Source organism: Herbaspirillum frisingense GSF30, assembly GCF_000300975.2.
GTDB classification, from domain to species: Bacteria; Pseudomonadota; Gammaproteobacteria; order Burkholderiales; family Burkholderiaceae_D; genus Herbaspirillum; species Herbaspirillum frisingense.
On the sequence record NZ_AEEC02000002.1, the window covers coordinates 153,665 to 171,506 of the forward strand.

Sequence of the window (17,842 nt, forward strand, 5' to 3'; positions counted from 1 at the left end):
CAACATCATGACCCAACAACTGACGCTGGCGCTCTCCAAGGGCCGCATCTTCGAAGAGACCCTGCCGCTGCTCAAGGCGGCCGGCATCACCGTGTCCGAGGACCCGGAGTCGTCGCGCAAGCTGATCCTGCCGACCAATGATCCTGACGTGCGGGTGATCATCGTGCGCGCTTCCGACGTGCCGACCTATGTGCAATATGGTGCGGCAGATTTCGGCGTGGCCGGCAAGGACGTGCTGCTGGAACACGGCGGCGAAGGCCTTTACCAGCCGATCGACCTGAACATCGCCAAGTGTCGCCTGTCGGTGGCGGTGCAGGAAGGCTTCGACTATGCCAGTGCGGTGCGCCAGGGTGCGCGCCTGCGGGTGGTGACCAAGTACGTCAAGACCGCACGCGAGCACTTCGCCGCCAAGGGCGTGCACGTGGACCTGATCAAGCTGTATGGCTCGATGGAACTGGGTCCGCTGGTCGGCCTGTCGGACGCCATCGTCGACCTGGTCAGCACCGGTGGCACGCTGCGCGCCAACAAGCTGGTGGAGGTCGAGCACATCATCGATATCTCCTCTCGCCTGGTGGTCAACCAGGCCGCGCTGAAGTTGAAACGCGAGCGTTTGCAGCCCATCCTCGATGCCTTCGAGAAGGCGTCCAAGGCCAAGTAATATCCGTCATTCCAACGACCCCAGATTTCCTCGCAGAGCAGGTGAGACCATGAGCATTGCCATCCGAAAACTCGATTCCGCCGATGCCGGCTTCCGTGACAAGCTGTCGGCCGTGCTGGCCTTCGAAGCCAGCGAGGACGAGGCCATCGACCGCGCCGCTGCCGGCATCCTGGCCGACGTGAAGGCGCGTGGCGATGTCGCCGTGCTGGAATACACGCAGCGTTTCGACCGCGTGCAGGCCGCGTCCGTGGCCGCCCTGGAAATCGGCAAGGAAGCGCTGCAGGCGGCACTGGCCGGCCTGCCCGAGGCACGTCGCCATGCGCTGCAGACCGCCGCCGACCGTGTGCGCGCCTATCACGAGCGCCAGAAGAAGGAATGCGGTTCCGACGGCTTCCTTTATCGCGAAGCTGACGGCACCGAGCTGGGCCAGAAGGTCACGCCGCTGGACCGCGTGGGCATCTACGTGCCGGGCGGCAAGGCGGCCTATCCTTCGTCGGTGTTGATGAATGCGATTCCCGCCAAGGTGGCGGGCGTGCAGGAAGTGATCATGGTCGTGCCCACGCCGGATGGCGTGAAGAATGAGCTGGTACTGGCCGCCGCGGCCATTGCGGGCGTGGATCGCGTCTTCACCATCGGGGGCGCGCAAGCGGTCGGTGCGCTGGCCTATGGCACCGCGACCATCCCGCAGGTGGACAAGATCGTCGGCCCCGGCAACGCCTATGTGGCCGCTGCCAAGCGCCGCGTGTTCGGCGTGGTGGGCATCGACATGATCGCCGGCCCCTCGGAAATCCTGGTCATCTGCGACGGCGCCACCGATCCCGACTGGATCGCCATGGACCTGTTCTCGCAGGCCGAACACGATGAACTGGCGCAGTCGATTCTGCTCTGTCCGGATGCCGACTACATCGCCAAGGTCGAGGCCTCGATCAACCGCCTGCTGGACGAGATGCCGCGCAAGGAAGTGATCCGTACCTCGCTGACCGACCGTGGCGCCCTGGTCAAGGTGCGCGACATGGAAGAGGCCTGCGAGATCGCCAACATGATCGCCGCCGAGCACCTGGAGATTTCGGCACAGGAGCCGCAGCAATGGGCGGACCTGATCCGTCATGCCGGTGCCATGTTCCTGGGACGTTTTTCGTCCGAATCGCTGGGTGATTACTGCGCCGGCCCGAATCACGTACTGCCGACCTCGCGGACCGCGCGTTTCTCCTCGCCGCTGGGGGTGTATGACTTCCAGAAGCGTTCCAGCGTGATCCGCGTGTCGGAAGAGGGCGCGCAGACGCTGGGCAGGATCGCCGCCGAACTGGCCTATGGCGAAGGCCTGCAGGCGCACGCCCGCTCGGCTGAATTGCGGCTGAAGAAGTGACCCCATGACGGCGGCCATCGACTCCTGTGCAGGCGACGGCTGGCTGGACCGCGTGCATTGCGAGGATGCGCTGGACGCCGTGGGTGGACTGGCGCGCATCCCCGATGGCAGCATCGATCTGCTCATCGCCGATCCGCCCTATGGCTTGGGCAAGGACTACGGCAACGACTCCGACAAGCTCGATACGGCGGCCTACCTGGCCTGGACCGAGCAGTGGGTGGATGCCGCACTGCCCAAACTGAAGGCCAACGGTAGCCTTTACATCTTCCTCACCTGGCGTAATTCGCCGGAGATTTTCGTCATGTTGAAGCAGCGCATGATGATGATCAACGAGATCATCTGGGACCGCCGCGTGCCTTCCATGGGCGGCAGTACCCGGCGCTACTCGTCGGTGCATGACACCATCGGCTTCTTCGCCCGGGCCAAGGATTACTTTTTCGATCTCGATGCGATTCGCATCCCTTACGATGCGCAGACCAAGAAGGCACGTTCACGCTCCATCTTCGTCGGCGCCAAGTGGCTGGAGATGGGCTACAACCCCAAGGATGTGTGGAGCGTGTCGCGCCTGCATCGCGAGCACCGGGAGCGCGCCGACCATCCCACGCAAAAGCCGCTGGAAGTGGTGGAGCGCATGGTCAAGGCGTCCTGTCCGCCGGGCGGGGTGGTGCTCGATCCCTTCATGGGCAGCGGTACCACGGCGGTGGCGGCGCGACGCTGCGGGCGCCATTTCACCGGTTTCGAACTCAATCCCGATTATTGCGAACTGATCCGCCAGCGCCTGGATGCGCTGGCCCCTGCGAGCCAAGATGATGAATCCCTCCAAGCCTGATAGCGCCGAAGCCGTGGTCGCCAACGTGATTCGCCCCGTGGTGCGGGACTGGCAGTCCTATCACGTGCCCTCGGCCGAGGGCATGGTCAAGCTCGATGCGATGGAAAACCCCTACGTGCTGCCGGCCGCATTGCGCGAGGAACTGGCGCAGCGACTGGCGGCGCTGGAGCTGAACCGTTATCCGGTGCCGTCCTATACGCGCCTGAAGGCCGCCATCTGCGATCGCCTGGGCGTGCCGGCGGGTTACGACGTGCTGCTGGGCAATGGCTCGGATGAGCTGATCACCATGCTGTCGGTGGCCTGTGCCATTCCCGGTCGGACCATCGTGGCGCCGGAACCGGGTTTCGTCATGTATGGCGTCTCGGCCAGGATGGCCGGGCTGGATTACGTGGGCGTGCCGCTGCGCGCGGATCTGACGCTGGATCTGCCGGCCATGCTGGCCGCCATCGCGGAACACAAGCCGGTGGTGACCTGGCTCGGCTATCCGAACAATCCGACCGGCACACTCTATGAGATGGCCGACGTGTTGCGCATCGTCGAGGCCGCCGTCCCCTATGGACTGGTGGTAGTGGATGAGGCCTACCAGCCGTTTGCCGCCTCCACGCTGATGCCGGCATTGCCCCAGCACAACAACCTGATCGTCATGCGCACCGTTTCCAAGCTCGGCCTGGCGGGGGTACGCCTTGGCTACCTGGCGGCCGCGCCGGCGCTGTTGCGGGAATTGGACAAGGTCCGCCCGCCCTACAACGTCAACCTGCTCACCGAGGCGGCGGCGCTGTTCGTGCTGGATCACCTGCAGGTGCTGGAAGGGCAGGCGGCGCGCCTGCGCGAGGCGCGGGGTGCGCTGGCGGCCGAACTGGCGGCGCTGGACGGGGTGCAGGTCTTCCCGTCGGCGGCCAATTTCATCTTGATCCGCGTCCCGGATGCCGATAAAGTCTTCGCCGCTTTACTGGCGCGCAAGGTACTTGTGAAAAATGCCGGTAGAATGCATGTACTGCTGCAAAACTGTTTGCGCATTACCGTCAGTTCGGAAGAGGAAAACAGTCTCTTCCTGACGGCCCTGAAAGCGGCACTGCGCGACCTGTAGAGGACGGCGGCGCCAAGGCAATCCCCCAGGCATCACCCAACGATAGAACCCCGTCTAACCCTGACCATGTCTACACCGAGAACCGCGGAAGTCGTCCGCAACACCAACGAGACGCAGATCCGCGTTGCGATCAACCTGGATGGGACCGGCCAGCAGAAGCTGGATACCGGCGTTCCCTTCCTAGACCACATGCTGGACCAGATCGCCCGCCATGGCCTGATCGACCTGGATATCCACGCCAAGGGCGACCTGCACATCGACGCGCACCATACGGTGGAAGACGTGGGCATCACCCTGGGCATGGCCTTCGCCAAGGCCATCGGCGACAAGAAGGGCATCCGCCGCTACGGCCATGCCTATGTGCCTCTGGATGAAGCCCTGTCGCGGGTGGTCATCGATTTTTCCGGCCGTCCCGGCCTGGAATACCATATTCCCTTTACCCGTTCGATGATCGGCTCCTTCGATGTGGACCTGACCAGCGAGTTCTTCCACGGTTTCGTCAACCATGCGCAGGTGACCCTGCACGTGGACAACCTGCGCGGCATCAATGCCCATCACCAGGCCGAGACCGTGTTCAAGGCCTTCGGTCGCGCATTGCGCATGGCCGTCGAACTCGATCCGCGGGCTGCTGGTACGATTCCGTCGACCAAGGGCAGCCTGTAAGCTGTCGTCCGCTGGGTATCGCTAAATCATCTGGGTCTACCGGTGCGTGAGCATCGATCATTTTCGCCATGAATAAAATTGTTGTAGTCGATTACGGCATGGGCAACCTGCGCTCGGTGGCGCAGGCGCTGCGCCATGTCGCGCCTGAAGCCGATGTGCGTATCTCCGGCGAGGTCGCCGATATCCGTGCCGCCGACCGCGTGGTCCTGCCTGGTCAGGGTGCCATGCCCGATTGCATGCGCAGCCTGCGCGAATCCGGTGTCCAGGACGCCGTCATCGAGGCTTCCCGCACCAAGCCGTTGTTCGGCGTGTGCGTGGGAGAACAGATGTTGTTCGACCGGAGTGAAGAAGGCGACACCCCTGGCCTGGGGCTCTTGCCCGGCAAGGTGGTGCGTTTCGAGCTGGAAGGTGTGCGTCAGGACGATGGATCGCTGTTCAAGGTCCCGCAGATGGGCTGGAACCATGTCCACCAGACCAGCGCCCACCCGCTGTGGGAAGGCATTGCCGACAACGCCTTCTTCTATTTTGTCCACAGCTACTACGCCGTACCGGCCGAGACCGCCCATGTGGTCGGCCAGACGCCGTATGGCCGCGAGTTCGCCTGTGCCGTGGCCCGCGATAATATCTTTGCAACCCAGTTCCACCCGGAAAAAAGTGCCGCGGCGGGTTTGCAGCTGTATCGGAATTTCGTACACTGGAAACCTTGATTTTTGTCTTTCAGGCAAGAACCTCGTAGCTGATCGTCGACAACCCTTCTCTTTTACTGACTAGTCATCCCCTAGCCATGCTGCTCATACCCGCCATCGACCTGAAAGACGGTCATTGCGTACGCCTCAAACAAGGTGATATGGAACAAGCCACCGTTTTCTCCGAAGATCCGGCGGAAATGGCCCTGCACTGGCTCAGGCAGGGCGCGCGTCGCCTGCACCTGGTCGACCTGAATGGCGCCTTTGCCGGCAAGCCCAAGAACGAGGCGGCGGTCAAGGCCATCCTCAAGGCGGTCGCCAGCTTCGCCGAGGAAAACGACGTCGAGGAAATCCCGGTGCAACTGGGTGGCGGTATCCGCGACCTCGATACCATCGAGCGCTATCTGGACGATGGCCTGTCCTACATCATCATCGGCACCGCCGCGGTGAAGAACCCCGGCTTCCTGCATGACGCCTGCAGCGCCTTCCCGGGCCAGATCATCGTCGGCCTGGACGCCAAGGACGGCAAGGTGGCCACCGACGGCTGGAGCAAACTGTCCGGTCACGAAGTGGTGGACCTGGCGCAGAAGTTCGAAGGCTATGGCTGTGAGGCCATCGTCTACACCGACATCGGCCGCGACGGCATGATGGGCGGCGTCAACATTGAAGCCACTGTGCGCCTGGCGCAGGCGGTGACCATCCCCATCATCGCTTCGGGCGGCGTGCACCATGTGGGCGACGTCGAAGCCCTGTGCCGCGTCGAGGATGAAGGCATCGAAGCCGTCATCTGTGGTCGTTCCATCTACGAAGGTACGCTGGATCTGCGCAGCGGCCAGGATCGCGCCGATGAACTGACGCGCGAACTGGAAGCCAACCGCCTGTCCGGCAGCAAATAACATGGCCCTTGCTAAACGCATCATCCCTTGCCTGGACGTGACCGCGGGTCGCGTGGTCAAGGGCGTCAACTTCCTGGAACTGCGCGATGCCGGCGATCCGGTCGAAATCGCCCGTCGTTATGACGACCAGGGTGCCGACGAGCTGACTTTCCTCGACATCACCGCTTCTTCCGATGGCCGCGACCTGATCCTGGACATCATCGAAGCCGTGGCCTCGCAGGTCTTCATCCCCCTGACGGTAGGGGGCGGCGTGCGCGCCGTCGAAGACGTGCGCCGCCTGCTCAATGCCGGCGCCGACAAGGTCGGCATCAACACCTCGGCCGTGACCAATCCGCAACTGGTGGCCGATGCCGCCAGCAAGTACGGTTCGCAGTGCATCGTGGTGGCCATCGACGCCAAGCGCGCCGGTGACGGCAAGTGGGAGGTCTACACCCACGGCGGTCGCAAGGCCACCGGCCTGGATGCGGTCGAATGGGCGCGCAAGATGGCGCAGCTGGGCGCGGGCGAAATCCTGCTGACCAGCATGGATCGCGACGGTACCAAGAGCGGCTTCGACCTGGACCTGACCCGCGCCGTCTCGGAAGCGGTCAGCATCCCCGTGATCGCCTCCGGCGGCGTGGGTGGCCTGCAGGACCTGGCCGATGGCATCACCAAGGGCAAGGCCGACGCGGTCCTGGCCGCCAGCATTTTCCACTATGGCCAGCACACCGTGCAGGAAGCCAAGCGCTTCATGGCCGATCAGAACATTTCCATGAGGCTGGCATGAGTATCAGCGCCAAATGGCTCAACAAGGTCAAATGGGACGAAGTCGGCCTGGTGCCGGTGATCGCCCAGGAAGTCGGCAGCAATGACGTACTGATGTTCGCCTGGATGAATCGCGAGGCGCTGGCGCGCACCGTCGAAATCGGCCAGGCGGTCTACTGGAGCCGCTCGCGCAAGAAGCTGTGGCACAAGGGCGAGGAGTCCGGTCACTTCCAGAAGGTGCACGAGATTCGCCTGGATTGCGACGAAGACGTGGTGCTGCTCAAGGTCGAGCAGGTCGCTGGCATCGCCTGTCACACCGGTCGTCATTCCTGCTTCTTCCAGAAGTTCGAAGGCAGTGCCGACAGCGGCGAATGGGTCACGGTCGAGCCTGTCCTCAAGGACCTGGCTCCCGGCGCCGGTGGCGGTCCTGCTGCCACGGCGGCAGAGCCGGCCCTGGCCAAGCCCAAGCGCGTGCGCAAGAGCATTCCCAAGCCAGTCGACAGCGACAAGACCCCATCATGAGTGAAACCCTGAAGCGACTGGCCGAAGTCATCGAGTCGCGCAAGCTGGCCAATGGCGGCAATCCAGAGAAATCCTACGTCGCCAAGCTGTTCGCCAAGGGCGACGACGCCATCCTCAAGAAGATCGGCGAGGAGGCCACCGAAACCGTGATGGCGGCCAAGGATGCCCGTGTCTCCGGCGACAAGTCCAAGGTGCTCTACGAATGTGCGGACCTGTGGTTCCATTCCATGGTGTTGCTGGCCCAGTTCGACCTGCAGCCCCAGGATGTGCTCAATGAACTGGCGCGGCGCGAAGGCCTCTCCGGCCTGGAAGAAAAGGCAGCCCGCAAGGATTGATTTCCCCTCATACCGTGTTTCCCAGGAGTACGGCGTTGGATAATTGCATTTTCTGTAAGATCGCTGCTGGCCAGATTCCCTCGAAGAAGATCTACGAGGACGAGGACCTGATCGCCTTTCACGACATCAATCCGGCGGCGCCGGTGCATTTCCTGATCATCCCGCGCCAGCATGTGGCCACGCTGGCCGATTGCGGCGCGCAGCATGTCGAACTGCTGGGCAAGATGCTGGCCCTGGCACCGCGTCTGGCGGCAGAGCAGGGCTGCGGCTACGGGCTGGATGCCGAGGGTCAGCCCACCGGGGGATTCAAGACCCTGATCAACACGGGACCGGATGGTGGCCAGGAGGTGTACCATCTGCACATGCACGTCATCGGCGGCCCCCATCCGTGGCGGGTACGGTTCGTGCAACAATGAGGATTCGCCGGCCCGGGGGCCGGCAGGTTTGTTCGTACACAGGGCAGGGATGTCCGCTTAGGAGAAGAGAATGGGTTCGTTCAGTATTTGGCATTGGCTGATTGTTCTGGTGATCGTGATGCTGGTCTTCGGCACCAAGAAGCTCAGCAACATGGGTTCCGACCTGGGCAAGGCAGTCAAGGGCTTCAAGGATGGCGTCAAGGGCGGCGAAGGCGAAGAAGAAGCTAAGAAGGAAGCCGCCATCGACGTGCAGGCCAAGGAAAAAGACAAGTCCGGCAGCTGATCTGCTGGCGTCCGCCCGGCCTGGTTGGCGGGTGCTTCGGGGTGCCTGTGCTCCTGCGGTGCAGGCAACCCGGTCTTCGAGGCGCTACAGGCGCCATCGCTGTCCTCTTAATGTCCACACAGACTCATGATTGATATCGGCCTTACCAAGCTGGCCTTGATCGGCGTGGTCGCGCTGGTCGTGATCGGCCCCGAGCGCCTGCCCAAGGTGGCGCGCATGGCCGGCACCCTGTTCGGGCGCGCCCAGCGTTACATCAACGACGTCAAGTCCGAGGTCAGCCGCGAGATGGAACTCGACGAGCTGCGCAAGATGCAGAAGGACGTGCAGGATGCGGCCAGCGACGTCAGCAACAGCATTCACAAGAGCATGTCCGACACCGAATCCTCAATCAATGCGGCCTGGAATGGCGCCGATGAGAGTTCGGATGAATACGGTGACGGTAGCAGTGGCAGCAGCTGGAAGCGCAATCCCGACCCGTCGCTGCTGGCGATCAAGGCCAAGGCCTTCCGTCGCAAGAAGCTCTCGCGCACCACCGGGGTCCCGGCCTGGTACAAGCATCAGAGCGGCCACAGGACCCGCGTGATCTCTGCCTCCGCCCGCGTGGCCAAGTACCGCCGCCCGGTAGGTGTGGGCAAGTCGGCCGGTTTCTTCTAATTTGGCGCAGCGCGTCTCACTTCATCAGAATGCTCCGAATCCATGGCTGAAGAAAACACCCAGGCCGAAGATACCTTCATCTCGCACCTGATCGAACTGCGCAGTCGCATCGTCAAGGCGGCTGCGGTGGTGTTGGTGGTGTTCCTGTGCATGATGCCGTTTGCGGCCCATATCTTCGACGTGCTGGCTGCACCGATGATCCATGCGCTGCCCGCTGGCAGCAAGATGATCGCCACCGGCGTCATCACCCCTTTCCTGATCCCCATCAAGGTCACCATGCTGGTGGCGGTGCTGATTTCACTGCCATGGGTGCTTTACCAGTTGTGGGCCTTTGTCGCTCCCGGCCTGTATGCGCATGAAAAGCGCCTGATCGCGCCGCTGGTGATTTCGTCCTCGCTGCTGTTCGTGACCGGTGTTGCGTTCTGCTATTTCTTTGTGTTCGGCGTGGTCTTCCCGTTCATCAACAACTTCGCACCCAAGTCGGTCTCGGTAGCGCCCGATATCGACAGCTACGTCGACTTCGTGCTGACCATGTTCGTGGCCTTCGGTGTCACCTTCGAGGTGCCGGTGATCGTGATCGTGCTGGTGCGCATGGGTCTGGTTCCACTGGCCAAGCTGAAGCAGATTCGCCCTTACGTCATCGTCGGCGCTTTCATCGTGGCCGCCGTGGTCACCCCACCCGATGTGATGAGCCAGTTGATGCTGGCCGTGCCGCTGGTGTTGCTCTACGAAGTCGGCCTGCTGGTCGCGCCCATCTTCGAGCGTGCCACGCGTGCGCCGGATGCCGAGCCCAGCAGTACCGCCTCTCCGGAGTAGGCTGGATCGCAGACGCTGATGACAACCCAAAGACAAAGCCCGCTGATGAAGCGGGCTTTGTCTTTGGTACATGCGCTGAGGCGTTGGATTACTCCTCCGTGCTCACCAGCGGGATATCTCGCAGCCACTGCACGAGCGGATAGGCATTCTTGAAACCTTCCAGGACGTGCTTGCCCAGGTCGGTCGGAATCTTCTTGCGGATATCTTCTTCGGACCAGACGATGAAGCTCTTCAGCTTCACATATTCGATATTGGGACTGTCCGGATCGAAGCCCTTGGGTGGACGTTGCAGCTTCCCTTCCTTCTGCAGGTCACCATAGGCGGTCGTCAGCTTCTTGTTCTTGCGCATCTTCGTAAAGCCGGCCGCATCTTCCACGACGCGGTTGCGGATGGCGCGCAGGCGCGGTGTCGGCGGCATGTACTCGCCCCCGGCGATGAGCAACTGCCCGGCTTCGTTGATGTGGAAGTAGTAGGCCGGGCCGCCGCCCTGGCTGGGCTTCTTCAGCCCGCTGGCCGTGATGGCCGCCGAAAAATGTGTCTTGTAGGGGCGCTTGTCGTGCGAGAAGCGCATGTCACGATTGATACGGAACAGCGCTTTCTTCGGATTGCAACCGGCGATGGCCGGATCGAACTTGCTGATTTCGGCGATCAGCTTGATGGTCAGCGCCAGGAATTCCTCACGCAGGATGTCGTAACGCGGCTTGTTCATCACGAACCAGGCGCGGTTGTTGTTCTCGGACAGTTCACCCAGGAACTGGATCAGGTCACGCACATGCATGGATGGCTTCTCCTCGCTTATTCTTCGTCGCTGTCATCGCTCTTGGGCGGCGGCGGCCGCTTGCCCACGGTGATGTTCAGCTTGGTTTCCTGCGACTTGCGCAGGACCGTCATGGCGATCTCCTGGCCCGGCGTCAGCTGGGCGATGACGTTGAGCATTTCGGTGGTATCGGCCACGACCTTGCCGTCGATGCTCACCAGGATGTCACCCGGACGCATGCCGGCGCGATCAGCAGGACCGCCCTTGAGCACGCCGGCGATGATGGCGCCGGTCTTCTTGCCCAGTCCGAAGCTTTCCGCCAGTTCCGGCGTGATGTCCTGTGGTTCCACGCCGATCCAGCCGCGCACCACCTGGCCATGGCTGATGATGGCTTCCATCACCGTCTTGGCGGTCGACATCGGGATGGCGAAACCGATACCCAGATTGCCGCCGGTGCGCGAGTAGATCGCCGTGTTGATGCCCAGCAGGTTGCCATTGGTATCGACCAGCGCCCCGCCGGAGTTGCCGGGGTTGATGGCGGCATCGGTCTGGATGAAGTTCTCGAAGGTATTGATGCCCAGGTGGTTGCGGCCCAGCGCCGAGACGATGCCCATGGTGACCGTCTGCCCCACGCCGAAGGGATTGCCGATGGCCAGTACCACATCGCCCACCGAACTGTTCTCGGGATGGCCCAGGGTGATGGCCGGCAGGTTGGGCAGGTCGATCTTGATGACCGCCAGGTCGGTCTCGGGATCGATACCGACCACCTTGGCGCTGGCCTTGCGACCGTCGGCCAGGGCCACTTCGATCTTGTCCGCCGCTTCCACCACGTGGTTGTTGGTGAGGATGTAGCCCTGCGGGCTCACGATCACGCCAGAACCGAGGCTGGACTGCTTGTCGTCCTGCTGCTGCTCATCGAACTGGTCACCGAAGAACTTGCGGAAGAACGGATCATTCTGGAACGGGCTCTTCTGGGGGCGTGCCTCGGTGGTGGTGAAGATGTTCACCACCGATGGCATGGCCTGGCGTGCGGCGTTGCGATAGGAGTCGAGGGCCGGTGCATTGGGCGTGGCTTCCTGCATCTGGACCGTGGACTGGGCGGGCCTTGCACGCGAACTGAAGGAACCGGACAGCCAGTCCGGCTTCAAGGTCGCTACAATGAACCACACGGCCAGACCTACTGTCACGGTCTGTGCAAACAACAGCCATAAACGTCGCATAAATAATTCTTGGTATTGATTTGAAATCGGATGAGGAAGAGATGACCCGCCACATTAACAGAGATGAGTTCTCGGCATATCTGGGACAGACGCTTAACGCGGCGCAATACCGCGATTATTGCCCAAACGGCTTACAGGTGGAAGGGCGCACCACGATTGCGCGCGTGGTCAGTGGCGTCACGGCCAGTCTGGCCTTGATCGAAGCAGCCAGGGACTGGCAGGCTGATGCCATCCTGGTCCATCATGGCTATTTCTGGCGCGGTGAAGATATGCGCGTGATCGGTCAGAAACAGCGTCGCCTCAAGCTCTTGCTGGCGCATGACATCAATCTCTTCGGCTATCACCTGCCCTTGGATTCACATCCGGAGCTGGGCAACAACGCGCAACTGGCAAAGCGACTCGACTTTGAAGCCACCGGCCGCTTCGGCGAGAACGATATCGGCTGGATCGGACGTTGCCATGCGTCGTCGGTGAAGACGGCTGCCGATCTGGTGATGTTGATCGAAAAGCGCCTGGGCCGCATGCCACTGCTGATCGGTGATCCACAGCAGCCAGTGGGCAAGGTGGCGTGGTGCACCGGCGCAGCGCAGGGCATGCTGGGCGAAGCAATCGACGCCGGTGCTTCGGTCTACATCAGCGGGGAGATATCCGAACCGACCGTGCATCTGGCACGCGAGACCGGCACCCTCTATCTCGCCGCCGGCCACCATGCCACCGAGCGTTACGGCATCCAGGCTCTGGGTGAACATGTGGCGGCACACTTTGGCATCGAGCACCGTTTCATCGACATCGACAACCCGGTGTAGGCCGCCTGCCCTGCGCGGCGGCTTGTCCTGGCGCGGCGCTTAGCCCTGCTTCTTGAGCGAATCGCGAATTTCGCGCAGCAGCAGCACGTCCTCGGGTGTCGGCGCGGGAGCCGCCGGTGTGGCTTCCTCATGCTTGCTGGCCAGGTCGCGGGCCTTGTTGATGGCGCGGACCATCTGGAAGATGATGAACGCCAGGATCAGGAAGTTGATCAGGATGGTCAGGAAGTTGCCATAGGCAAAGACGGCGCCGGCCTTCTTGGCTTCGGCCAGCGGCATGCCGTAGGCCTGGCCGTTGAGGGGCAGGTAGTAGTTCGCGAAATCCAGGCCGCCGAAGATCTTGCCGACAAGGGGCATGATGATATCCTCCACCAGCGAACTGACGATCTTGCCGAAGGCCCCGCCGATGATGACACCGACGGCCAGGTCGACCACGTTTCCCTTGATCGCGAAGGCGCGAAAATCCTTGAGCATGCTCATCCCTGGTTTCTCCTTTGAAAGTTGCTGTTTAAACATGAGGCGGGCTTACAACGGGTTATATCCTGCCCGCCGTCAAAAGTAAATCGGACAAGCGCTGACGCCGCACTGCAAGAAAACCGATAAAAAGAGCAGATTGACAATGGGTTGCGCTGCGTCAAATGTCGATTTTTGCCAGCCTGTACCATACCGGCCGTTAGCTACAAAACCCTATTCAGCTTATATATAATCGAAAAGTTGCATGAGGGTCACTTAGAAGGTCCACGCTAACTTACATTTGGAGATTGGGGTCTTTATGACTGACGAGAATCAGGTCGACGCAAGTCGACGAGGTTTGCTTGTTGCGACTTGTGCGGCCGGCGGTGTAGCGGGTTTGGCCACCGCTGGAGCGTTTGTCTCCACCCTGCAACCTTCTGAACGTGCCAAGGCTGCGGGTGCACCGGTGGAAGTGGATATTTCTTCACTTGTTCCCGGTGAGATGCGCACCGTCGAGTGGCGCGGCAAGCCAGTCTGGATTCTCAAGCGTACACCCGAAATGATCGAGTCCCTCAAGAAGACCGATGGCGAGGTGGCCGATCCCAATTCCAAGCGCACCGATTTCTCCGAAACTCCCGACTACGCCCTCAACGAGTGGCGTTCCCTGCGCAAGGACATCCTGGTCGTGGTGGGTATCTGCCCGCACCTGGGTTGCTCGCCCAGTTCGCGCTTCCAGAGCGGCCCCCAGCCCTCGCTTCCGGACGACTGGCACGGCGGTTTCCTGTGCCCGTGCCACGGCTCGACCTTCGACCTGGCTGGACGCGTGTACAAGAACAAGCCGGCGCCGGACAACCTGCAGGTCCCGCGCTACATGTTTGAAGGCGAAAACAAGCTCGTCATCGGCAAGGACGAGAAAGGGGAGGCCTGATCATGGGAGCATTTCACGAAAAGAAGCTGCCGGATGATGCGCCGGTCGCAGCCAAGGCCCTGAACTGGGTCGATTCCCGCTTTCCGCTGACCGCTACCTGGAAAGCCCATCTGTCCGAATACTACGCACCGAAGAATTTCAACTTCTGGTACATCTTCGGTTCGCTCGCCCTGCTGGTGCTGGTGATCCAGATCGTCACCGGCATTTTCCTGGTGATGCACTACAAGCCGGATGCCACCCTGGCATTCGCCTCGGTCGAGTACATCATGCGCGATGTACCCTGGGGCTGGCTGGTGCGCTACATGCACTCCACCGGCGCCTCCGCCTTCTTCATCGTGGTCTACCTGCACATGGTGCGGGGCCTGTTGTACGGCTCCTACCGCAAGCCGCGTGAACTGGTGTGGCTGTTCGGCGTGGGGATCTTCCTGTGCCTGATGGGTGAAGCATTCTTCGGTTACTTGCTGCCCTGGGGGCAGATGTCCTACTGGGGCGCGCAGGTGATCGTGAACCTGTTTGGTGCCATTCCCTTCATCGGCCCTGACCTGTCGCTGCTGATTCGCGGCGACTACGTCGTTTCCGACGCCACCCTGAACCGCTTCTTCTCCTTCCACGTGATCGCCATTCCGCTGGTGCTGATCGGGTTGGTGGTCGCCCACATCATCGCGCTGCACGAAGTGGGATCGAACAACCCGGACGGCGTGGAAATCAAGGAAAAGACCGATGCCAATGGCGTGCCGCTGGACGGCGTGCCGTTCCATCCCTACTACACGGTGCATGACATCTTCGGCGTGTCGATCTTCCTGATGGTGTTCTCGGCGGTGGTGTTCTTCGCACCTGAAATGGGCGGCTACTTCCTGGAATACAACAACTTCATCCCGGCAGACTCGCTCAAGACCCCGCCGCACATCGCCCCGGTGTGGTACTTCACGCCGTTTTACTCGATCCTGCGCGCGACCACGGCGGACTTCATGGGCTGGCTCATCGCTGGCGTGGCAGCCTACGTGGCACTGCTGGCCATCAAGTCGCGCCTGAGCGCAAAACTGAAGATCGCTTCCATCGTCATCGGTCTGGTAATCATTGCCGGCATGCTGGTGTTCGACGCCAAGTTCTGGGGCGTGGTCCTGATGGGCCTGTCGGTGGTCATCCTGGGCGGCCTGCCGTGGCTGGACAAGTCACAGGTCAAGTCCATCCGTTACCGCCCGAGCTGGCACAAGTACGTGTACCTGGTCTTTGGCATCGCCTTCGTCATCCTTGGCTACCTCGGCGTGCAACCGCCGACGGCCATCGGCACCACCGTCTCGCAGGTGTGCAGCTTCATCTACCTCGGCTTCTTCCTGCTGATGCCCTGGTGGAGTGCTGCCGGTACCTTCAAGACGGTTCCCGAGCGCGTCGTCTACCACCCGCACTAAGCCAGCCGCCAAAGGACAAGAACATGACATTGCTCAAGAAAGTGATTGCCGCGCTGGCCTTGCTGCCAGCGCTGGCCTGCGCCAACGAAGGGGGCTTTCCGCTGGATCACGCCCCGGACCGGACCAAGGACGTGTCGTCGTTGCAAAACGGCGCCAAGTTGTTCGTGAATTATTGTCTGAATTGCCATTCGGCCTCCGCGATGCGCTACAACCGCCTGCGCGATATCGGCCTGAGTGAGGACCAGATCAAGAACAACCTGATGTTTACCGGGGAAAAAGTCGGCGACCTGATGAAGATTTCGATGTCGCCGCAGGATGCCAAGGCCTGGTTTGGCGCCGCACCACCGGACCTGTCGGTGATTGCGCGTGCCAAGGCATCGGAGGCAGGCAGCGGTCCGGACTGGATTTATACCTACCTGCGCAGTTATTATACGGACGACAGTCGTCCCACCGGCTGGAACAACATGCTCTTCCCCAACGTCGGGATGCCTCATGTGTTGTGGGAATTGCAAGGAATTCGCAAGGCCAAGTTCGTCGAGGAGAAGGACCCCCACGACGCCAACAAGACCACCCACAAGTTTGCCGGCTTCGAGCAGGTCAAGCCCGGCAAGATGAGCACGGCGGAGTATGACAACAACGTCGCCGATCTCGTTGCCTATTTGCAATGGATGGGTGAGCCGGCGCAGAATACGCGCAAGCGACTCGGGGTCTGGGTTCTGTTGTTCCTGGGCATCTTCTCGGTATTGGCGTGGCGTTTGAACGCGTCCTATTGGAAGAACATCAAGTAAAAACGTACAATCACGTATCCGCGCGGTTTTGCGGAATTGCGTACCGGGGTGAGCGTTATGCGTCTCGCCCCCCTTTTGTTTTTAGGGCTCTGAAAAAATGATGGTTCTCTACTCGGGCACGACCTGCCCATTTTCGCAACGTTGCCGTCTCGTCCTGTTCGAAAAGGGCATGGATTTCGAGATCCGCGACGTGGACCTGTTCAACAAGCCGGAAGACATTTCGGTCATGAACCCCTACGGCCAAGTGCCGATCCTGGTCGAACGTGACCTGGTGCTGTACGAATCGAACATCATCAACGAATACATCGATGAACGTTTCCCGCATCCGCAACTGATGCCGGCCGACCCGCTGATGCGCGCCCGTGCCCGCCTGATGCTGTTCAATTTCGAAAAGGAACTGTTCGTCCACGTGCACACGCTGGAAAACGAAAAGTCCAAGGCGGCCGAAAAGAACCAGGAAAAGGCGCGCAACGAAATTCGCGACCGCCTGACCCAACTGGCACCGCTGTTCCTGAAGAACAAGTACATGCTGGGTGACGAGTTCTCCATGCTGGACGTGGCACTGGCACCGCTGCTGTGGCGCCTGGATCATTACGGTATCGAGCTGTCCAAGACTGCAGCCCCGCTGATGAAGTATGCCGAGCGCATCTTCTCGCGTCCGGCCTACATCGAGGCGCTGACCCCGTCCGAGAAGGTGATGCGTCGTTAAGCCGCATCCCGGAGTATCCGCTGCGCGTCTGCCATTAATGGGCGCGCAGCGTGTTCCACCTGCAGTCCGATTTGCAGTTTCACCCCGGCTCAGCCGGCAGATGCGGGCATGCCTCGCATCGCACACCACATAGTCATGCAAGAAGTCTCCACCAAGCCCTACCTGCTGCGCGCCATCTACGAGTGGTGCACCGACAACGGTTATACGCCGCACATTGCCGTGGTCGTCGACAGCCGCACGCGCGTGCCGATGCAGTTCGTCAAGAATGGCGAGATCGTACTGAATATCAGCTTCGAGGCCACCAGCGGCTTGAAGATGGAGAATGACAGCATCCATTTCAGCGCCCGCTTTGGCGGTGTCTCGCGCGACATCATGATCCCGGTAGAAAACGTCATCGCCATCTATGCCCGTGAAAACGGCCAGGGCATGGCCTTTGAAGCGCCGGTTGCCGTTGGTGAGGATAACGCCCAGGACTCACCTGTGTCTGAAAGCGTCGCGCCGGCCCCGGCACTGTCCTCGGTTCCCGTTTCCGAACCCGAGAAGAAGCCTGCAGATACTGGCTCAAAGGACGATGACGATCCGGAACCACCGAAAAAAGGTGGCCGACCTGTACTGACCCGGATCAAGTAGGCTATAATCGCGGGCTCAAGTTTTGCTGGCTTAGCTCATCTGGTAGAGCACCTGACTTGTAATCAGGGGGTGGCGGGTTCAAGTCCTGCAGCCAGCACCAGTATTTAAAAGGCTCTCCGACCGGAGAGCCTTTTTATTTTGCTCCGCAATTCCGGTTTTGCTCCGCAATTTTTTCACTTAAGCGATATTG

The 17,842-nt window shown here is 61.2% G+C and carries 23 protein-coding genes and 1 tRNA gene; 21 read left to right on the forward strand and 3 right to left on the reverse strand.

The genetic code is table 11. From position 1 onward, the window contains the following. Positions 1-7 precede the first annotated feature (7 nt). From hisG to tatC, 14 genes are all read left to right on the forward strand, one after another. Positions 8-658, forward strand: coding sequence for an ATP phosphoribosyltransferase (gene hisG / locus HFRIS_RS02125; RefSeq protein WP_006461570.1), 651 nt, complete (start codon positions 8-10; stop codon positions 656-658). A gap of 49 nt (positions 659-707) precedes the next feature. Continuing rightward, positions 708-2,024 carry a histidinol dehydrogenase gene (hisD, locus tag HFRIS_RS02130; RefSeq protein WP_006461571.1) on the forward strand — a complete coding sequence of 439 codons (1,317 nt, stop codon included), beginning with the start codon at positions 708-710 and terminating at the stop codon, positions 2,022-2,024. A gap of 4 nt (positions 2,025-2,028) precedes the next feature. Further along, a complete protein-coding gene (locus HFRIS_RS02135) occupies positions 2,029-2,853 on the forward strand; it encodes a DNA-methyltransferase (RefSeq protein ID WP_006461572.1) in 825 nt (274 codons plus the stop codon). After that, entirely contained in the window at positions 2,834-3,940 is a 1,107-nt protein-coding gene (gene hisC, locus HFRIS_RS02140) for a histidinol-phosphate transaminase (RefSeq protein WP_006461573.1), read from the forward strand. Before HFRIS_RS02135 ends, hisC begins: the two co-directional genes overlap by 20 nt. Positions 3,941-4,006: 66 nt before the next feature. Continuing rightward, positions 4,007-4,603, forward strand: coding sequence for an imidazoleglycerol-phosphate dehydratase HisB (gene hisB / locus HFRIS_RS02145; protein WP_006461574.1), 597 nt, complete (start codon positions 4,007-4,009; stop codon positions 4,601-4,603). Positions 4,604-4,671: 68 nt separating this feature from the next. Next, positions 4,672-5,310, forward strand: coding sequence for an imidazole glycerol phosphate synthase subunit HisH (gene hisH / locus HFRIS_RS02150; RefSeq protein ID WP_006461575.1), 639 nt, complete (start codon positions 4,672-4,674; stop codon positions 5,308-5,310). Positions 5,311-5,387: 77 nt separating this feature from the next. Beyond that, positions 5,388-6,185, forward strand: a complete 798-nt coding sequence (gene hisA / locus HFRIS_RS02155) for a 1-(5-phosphoribosyl)-5-[(5-phosphoribosylamino)methylideneamino]imidazole-4-carboxamide isomerase (RefSeq protein WP_039874008.1) — start codon at positions 5,388-5,390, stop codon at positions 6,183-6,185. Between the two features lies 1 nt (position 6,186). Continuing rightward, positions 6,187-6,951 carry an imidazole glycerol phosphate synthase subunit HisF gene (gene hisF, locus HFRIS_RS02160; RefSeq protein WP_006461577.1) on the forward strand — a complete coding sequence of 255 codons (765 nt, stop codon included), beginning with the start codon at positions 6,187-6,189 and terminating at the stop codon, positions 6,949-6,951. After that, positions 6,948-7,451 (forward strand): phosphoribosyl-AMP cyclohydrolase, encoded by a 504-nt coding sequence (hisI, locus tag HFRIS_RS02165; RefSeq protein ID WP_006461578.1) that lies wholly within the window; start codon positions 6,948-6,950, stop codon positions 7,449-7,451. The genes hisF and hisI overlap by 4 nt, the downstream gene beginning before the upstream one ends. Beyond that, positions 7,448-7,786: a phosphoribosyl-ATP diphosphatase gene (locus tag HFRIS_RS02170; RefSeq protein ID WP_006461579.1), complete on the forward strand. Its 339-nt coding sequence runs from the start codon at positions 7,448-7,450 to the stop codon at positions 7,784-7,786. The genes hisI and HFRIS_RS02170 overlap by 4 nt, the downstream gene beginning before the upstream one ends. Positions 7,787-7,821: 35 nt before the next feature. After that, positions 7,822-8,202, forward strand: coding sequence for a histidine triad nucleotide-binding protein (locus tag HFRIS_RS02175; protein WP_006461580.1), 381 nt, complete (start codon positions 7,822-7,824; stop codon positions 8,200-8,202). A gap of 70 nt (positions 8,203-8,272) precedes the next feature. Then, entirely contained in the window at positions 8,273-8,485 is a 213-nt protein-coding gene (tatA, locus tag HFRIS_RS02180) for a Sec-independent protein translocase subunit TatA (RefSeq protein ID WP_006461581.1), read from the forward strand. A gap of 126 nt (positions 8,486-8,611) precedes the next feature. Beyond that, complete coding sequence (gene tatB, locus HFRIS_RS02185; protein WP_006461582.1) at positions 8,612-9,139, forward strand: Sec-independent protein translocase protein TatB; 528 nt, start codon at positions 8,612-8,614, stop codon at positions 9,137-9,139. Between the two features lie 42 nt (positions 9,140-9,181). Further along, positions 9,182-9,955 carry a twin-arginine translocase subunit TatC gene (gene tatC / locus HFRIS_RS02190; RefSeq protein ID WP_006461583.1) on the forward strand — a complete coding sequence of 258 codons (774 nt, stop codon included), beginning with the start codon at positions 9,182-9,184 and terminating at the stop codon, positions 9,953-9,955. Between the two features lie 88 nt (positions 9,956-10,043). Here the strand turns inward: tatC and HFRIS_RS02195 are convergent, their stop codons facing one another. Together HFRIS_RS02195 and HFRIS_RS02200 are read right to left on the reverse strand one after the other, a co-directional pair. Then, positions 10,044-10,733, reverse strand: a complete 690-nt coding sequence (locus HFRIS_RS02195) for a DUF2461 domain-containing protein (protein WP_006461584.1) — start codon at positions 10,731-10,733, stop codon at positions 10,044-10,046. 17 nt (positions 10,734-10,750) lie between these two features. Beyond that, positions 10,751-11,932 carry a Do family serine endopeptidase gene (locus HFRIS_RS02200; protein WP_006461585.1) on the reverse strand — a complete coding sequence of 394 codons (1,182 nt, stop codon included), beginning with the start codon at positions 11,930-11,932 and terminating at the stop codon, positions 10,751-10,753. Positions 11,933-11,985: 53 nt separating this feature from the next. Between HFRIS_RS02200 and HFRIS_RS02205 the strand changes: the two genes are divergently transcribed. Next, a complete protein-coding gene (locus HFRIS_RS02205; RefSeq protein WP_411910025.1) occupies positions 11,986-12,738 on the forward strand; it encodes a Nif3-like dinuclear metal center hexameric protein in 753 nt (250 codons plus the stop codon). A 39-nt stretch (positions 12,739-12,777) separates the two neighbouring features. On the opposite strand, the gene mscL is transcribed toward HFRIS_RS02205, so the two are convergent. Next, positions 12,778-13,215, reverse strand: coding sequence for a large conductance mechanosensitive channel protein MscL (gene mscL, locus HFRIS_RS02210; protein WP_006461587.1), 438 nt, complete (start codon positions 13,213-13,215; stop codon positions 12,778-12,780). A 292-nt stretch (positions 13,216-13,507) separates the two neighbouring features. Here mscL and petA point away from each other — a divergent pair, with 292 nt between their 5' ends. From petA to HFRIS_RS02240, 6 genes are all read left to right on the forward strand, one after another. Then, on the forward strand, positions 13,508-14,116 hold the full coding sequence (gene petA, locus HFRIS_RS02215; RefSeq protein WP_006461588.1) for a ubiquinol-cytochrome c reductase iron-sulfur subunit: 609 nt from the start codon (positions 13,508-13,510) through the stop codon (positions 14,114-14,116). Between the two features lie 2 nt (positions 14,117-14,118). Then, positions 14,119-15,525, forward strand: coding sequence for a cytochrome b (locus HFRIS_RS02220; protein ID WP_006461589.1), 1,407 nt, complete (start codon positions 14,119-14,121; stop codon positions 15,523-15,525). Between the two features lie 23 nt (positions 15,526-15,548). Further along, positions 15,549-16,313, forward strand: coding sequence for a cytochrome c1 (locus HFRIS_RS02225; protein WP_006461590.1), 765 nt, complete (start codon positions 15,549-15,551; stop codon positions 16,311-16,313). 97 nt (positions 16,314-16,410) lie between these two features. Next, complete coding sequence (locus HFRIS_RS02230) at positions 16,411-17,022, forward strand: glutathione S-transferase N-terminal domain-containing protein (protein ID WP_006461591.1); 612 nt, start codon at positions 16,411-16,413, stop codon at positions 17,020-17,022. Between the two features lie 135 nt (positions 17,023-17,157). Then, a complete protein-coding gene (locus HFRIS_RS02235) occupies positions 17,158-17,652 on the forward strand; it encodes a ClpXP protease specificity-enhancing factor (protein WP_006461592.1) in 495 nt (164 codons plus the stop codon). Positions 17,653-17,676: 24 nt separating this feature from the next. Next, positions 17,677-17,752, forward strand: a tRNA-Thr gene (locus HFRIS_RS02240). Positions 17,753-17,842: the final 90 nt, after the last annotated feature.

Bases quoted from the DNA above. Each gene is read 5' to 3' on its own strand.
- hisG (WP_006461570.1), top strand. From the start codon at position 8: ATGACCCAACAACTGACGCTGGCGCTCTCCAAGGGCCGCATCTTCGAA.
- hisD (WP_006461571.1), top strand. From the start codon at position 708: ATGAGCATTGCCATCCGAAAACTCGATTCCGCCGATGCCGGCTTCCGT.
- HFRIS_RS02135 (WP_006461572.1), top strand. From the start codon at position 2,029: ATGACGGCGGCCATCGACTCCTGTGCAGGCGACGGCTGGCTGGACCGC.
- hisC (WP_006461573.1), top strand. From the start codon at position 2,834: ATGAATCCCTCCAAGCCTGATAGCGCCGAAGCCGTGGTCGCCAACGTG.
- hisB (WP_006461574.1), top strand. From the start codon at position 4,007: ATGTCTACACCGAGAACCGCGGAAGTCGTCCGCAACACCAACGAGACG.
- hisH (WP_006461575.1), top strand. From the start codon at position 4,672: ATGAATAAAATTGTTGTAGTCGATTACGGCATGGGCAACCTGCGCTCG.
- hisA (WP_039874008.1), top strand. From the start codon at position 5,388: ATGCTGCTCATACCCGCCATCGACCTGAAAGACGGTCATTGCGTACGC.
- hisF (WP_006461577.1), top strand. From the start codon at position 6,187: ATGGCCCTTGCTAAACGCATCATCCCTTGCCTGGACGTGACCGCGGGT.
- hisI (WP_006461578.1), top strand. From the start codon at position 6,948: ATGAGTATCAGCGCCAAATGGCTCAACAAGGTCAAATGGGACGAAGTC.
- HFRIS_RS02170 (WP_006461579.1), top strand. From the start codon at position 7,448: ATGAGTGAAACCCTGAAGCGACTGGCCGAAGTCATCGAGTCGCGCAAG.
- tatA (WP_006461581.1), top strand. From the start codon at position 8,273: ATGGGTTCGTTCAGTATTTGGCATTGGCTGATTGTTCTGGTGATCGTG.
- tatB (WP_006461582.1), top strand. From the start codon at position 8,612: ATGATTGATATCGGCCTTACCAAGCTGGCCTTGATCGGCGTGGTCGCG.
- tatC (WP_006461583.1), top strand. From the start codon at position 9,182: ATGGCTGAAGAAAACACCCAGGCCGAAGATACCTTCATCTCGCACCTG.
- HFRIS_RS02195 (WP_006461584.1), bottom strand. From the start codon at position 10,733: ATGCATGTGCGTGACCTGATCCAGTTCCTGGGTGAACTGTCCGAGAAC.
- HFRIS_RS02200 (WP_006461585.1), bottom strand. From the start codon at position 11,932: ATGCGACGTTTATGGCTGTTGTTTGCACAGACCGTGACAGTAGGTCTG.
- mscL (WP_006461587.1), bottom strand. From the start codon at position 13,215: ATGAGCATGCTCAAGGATTTTCGCGCCTTCGCGATCAAGGGAAACGTG.
- petA (WP_006461588.1), top strand. From the start codon at position 13,508: ATGACTGACGAGAATCAGGTCGACGCAAGTCGACGAGGTTTGCTTGTT.
- HFRIS_RS02220 (WP_006461589.1), top strand. From the start codon at position 14,119: ATGGGAGCATTTCACGAAAAGAAGCTGCCGGATGATGCGCCGGTCGCA.
- HFRIS_RS02225 (WP_006461590.1), top strand. From the start codon at position 15,549: ATGACATTGCTCAAGAAAGTGATTGCCGCGCTGGCCTTGCTGCCAGCG.
- HFRIS_RS02230 (WP_006461591.1), top strand. From the start codon at position 16,411: ATGATGGTTCTCTACTCGGGCACGACCTGCCCATTTTCGCAACGTTGC.
- HFRIS_RS02235 (WP_006461592.1), top strand. From the start codon at position 17,158: ATGCAAGAAGTCTCCACCAAGCCCTACCTGCTGCGCGCCATCTACGAG.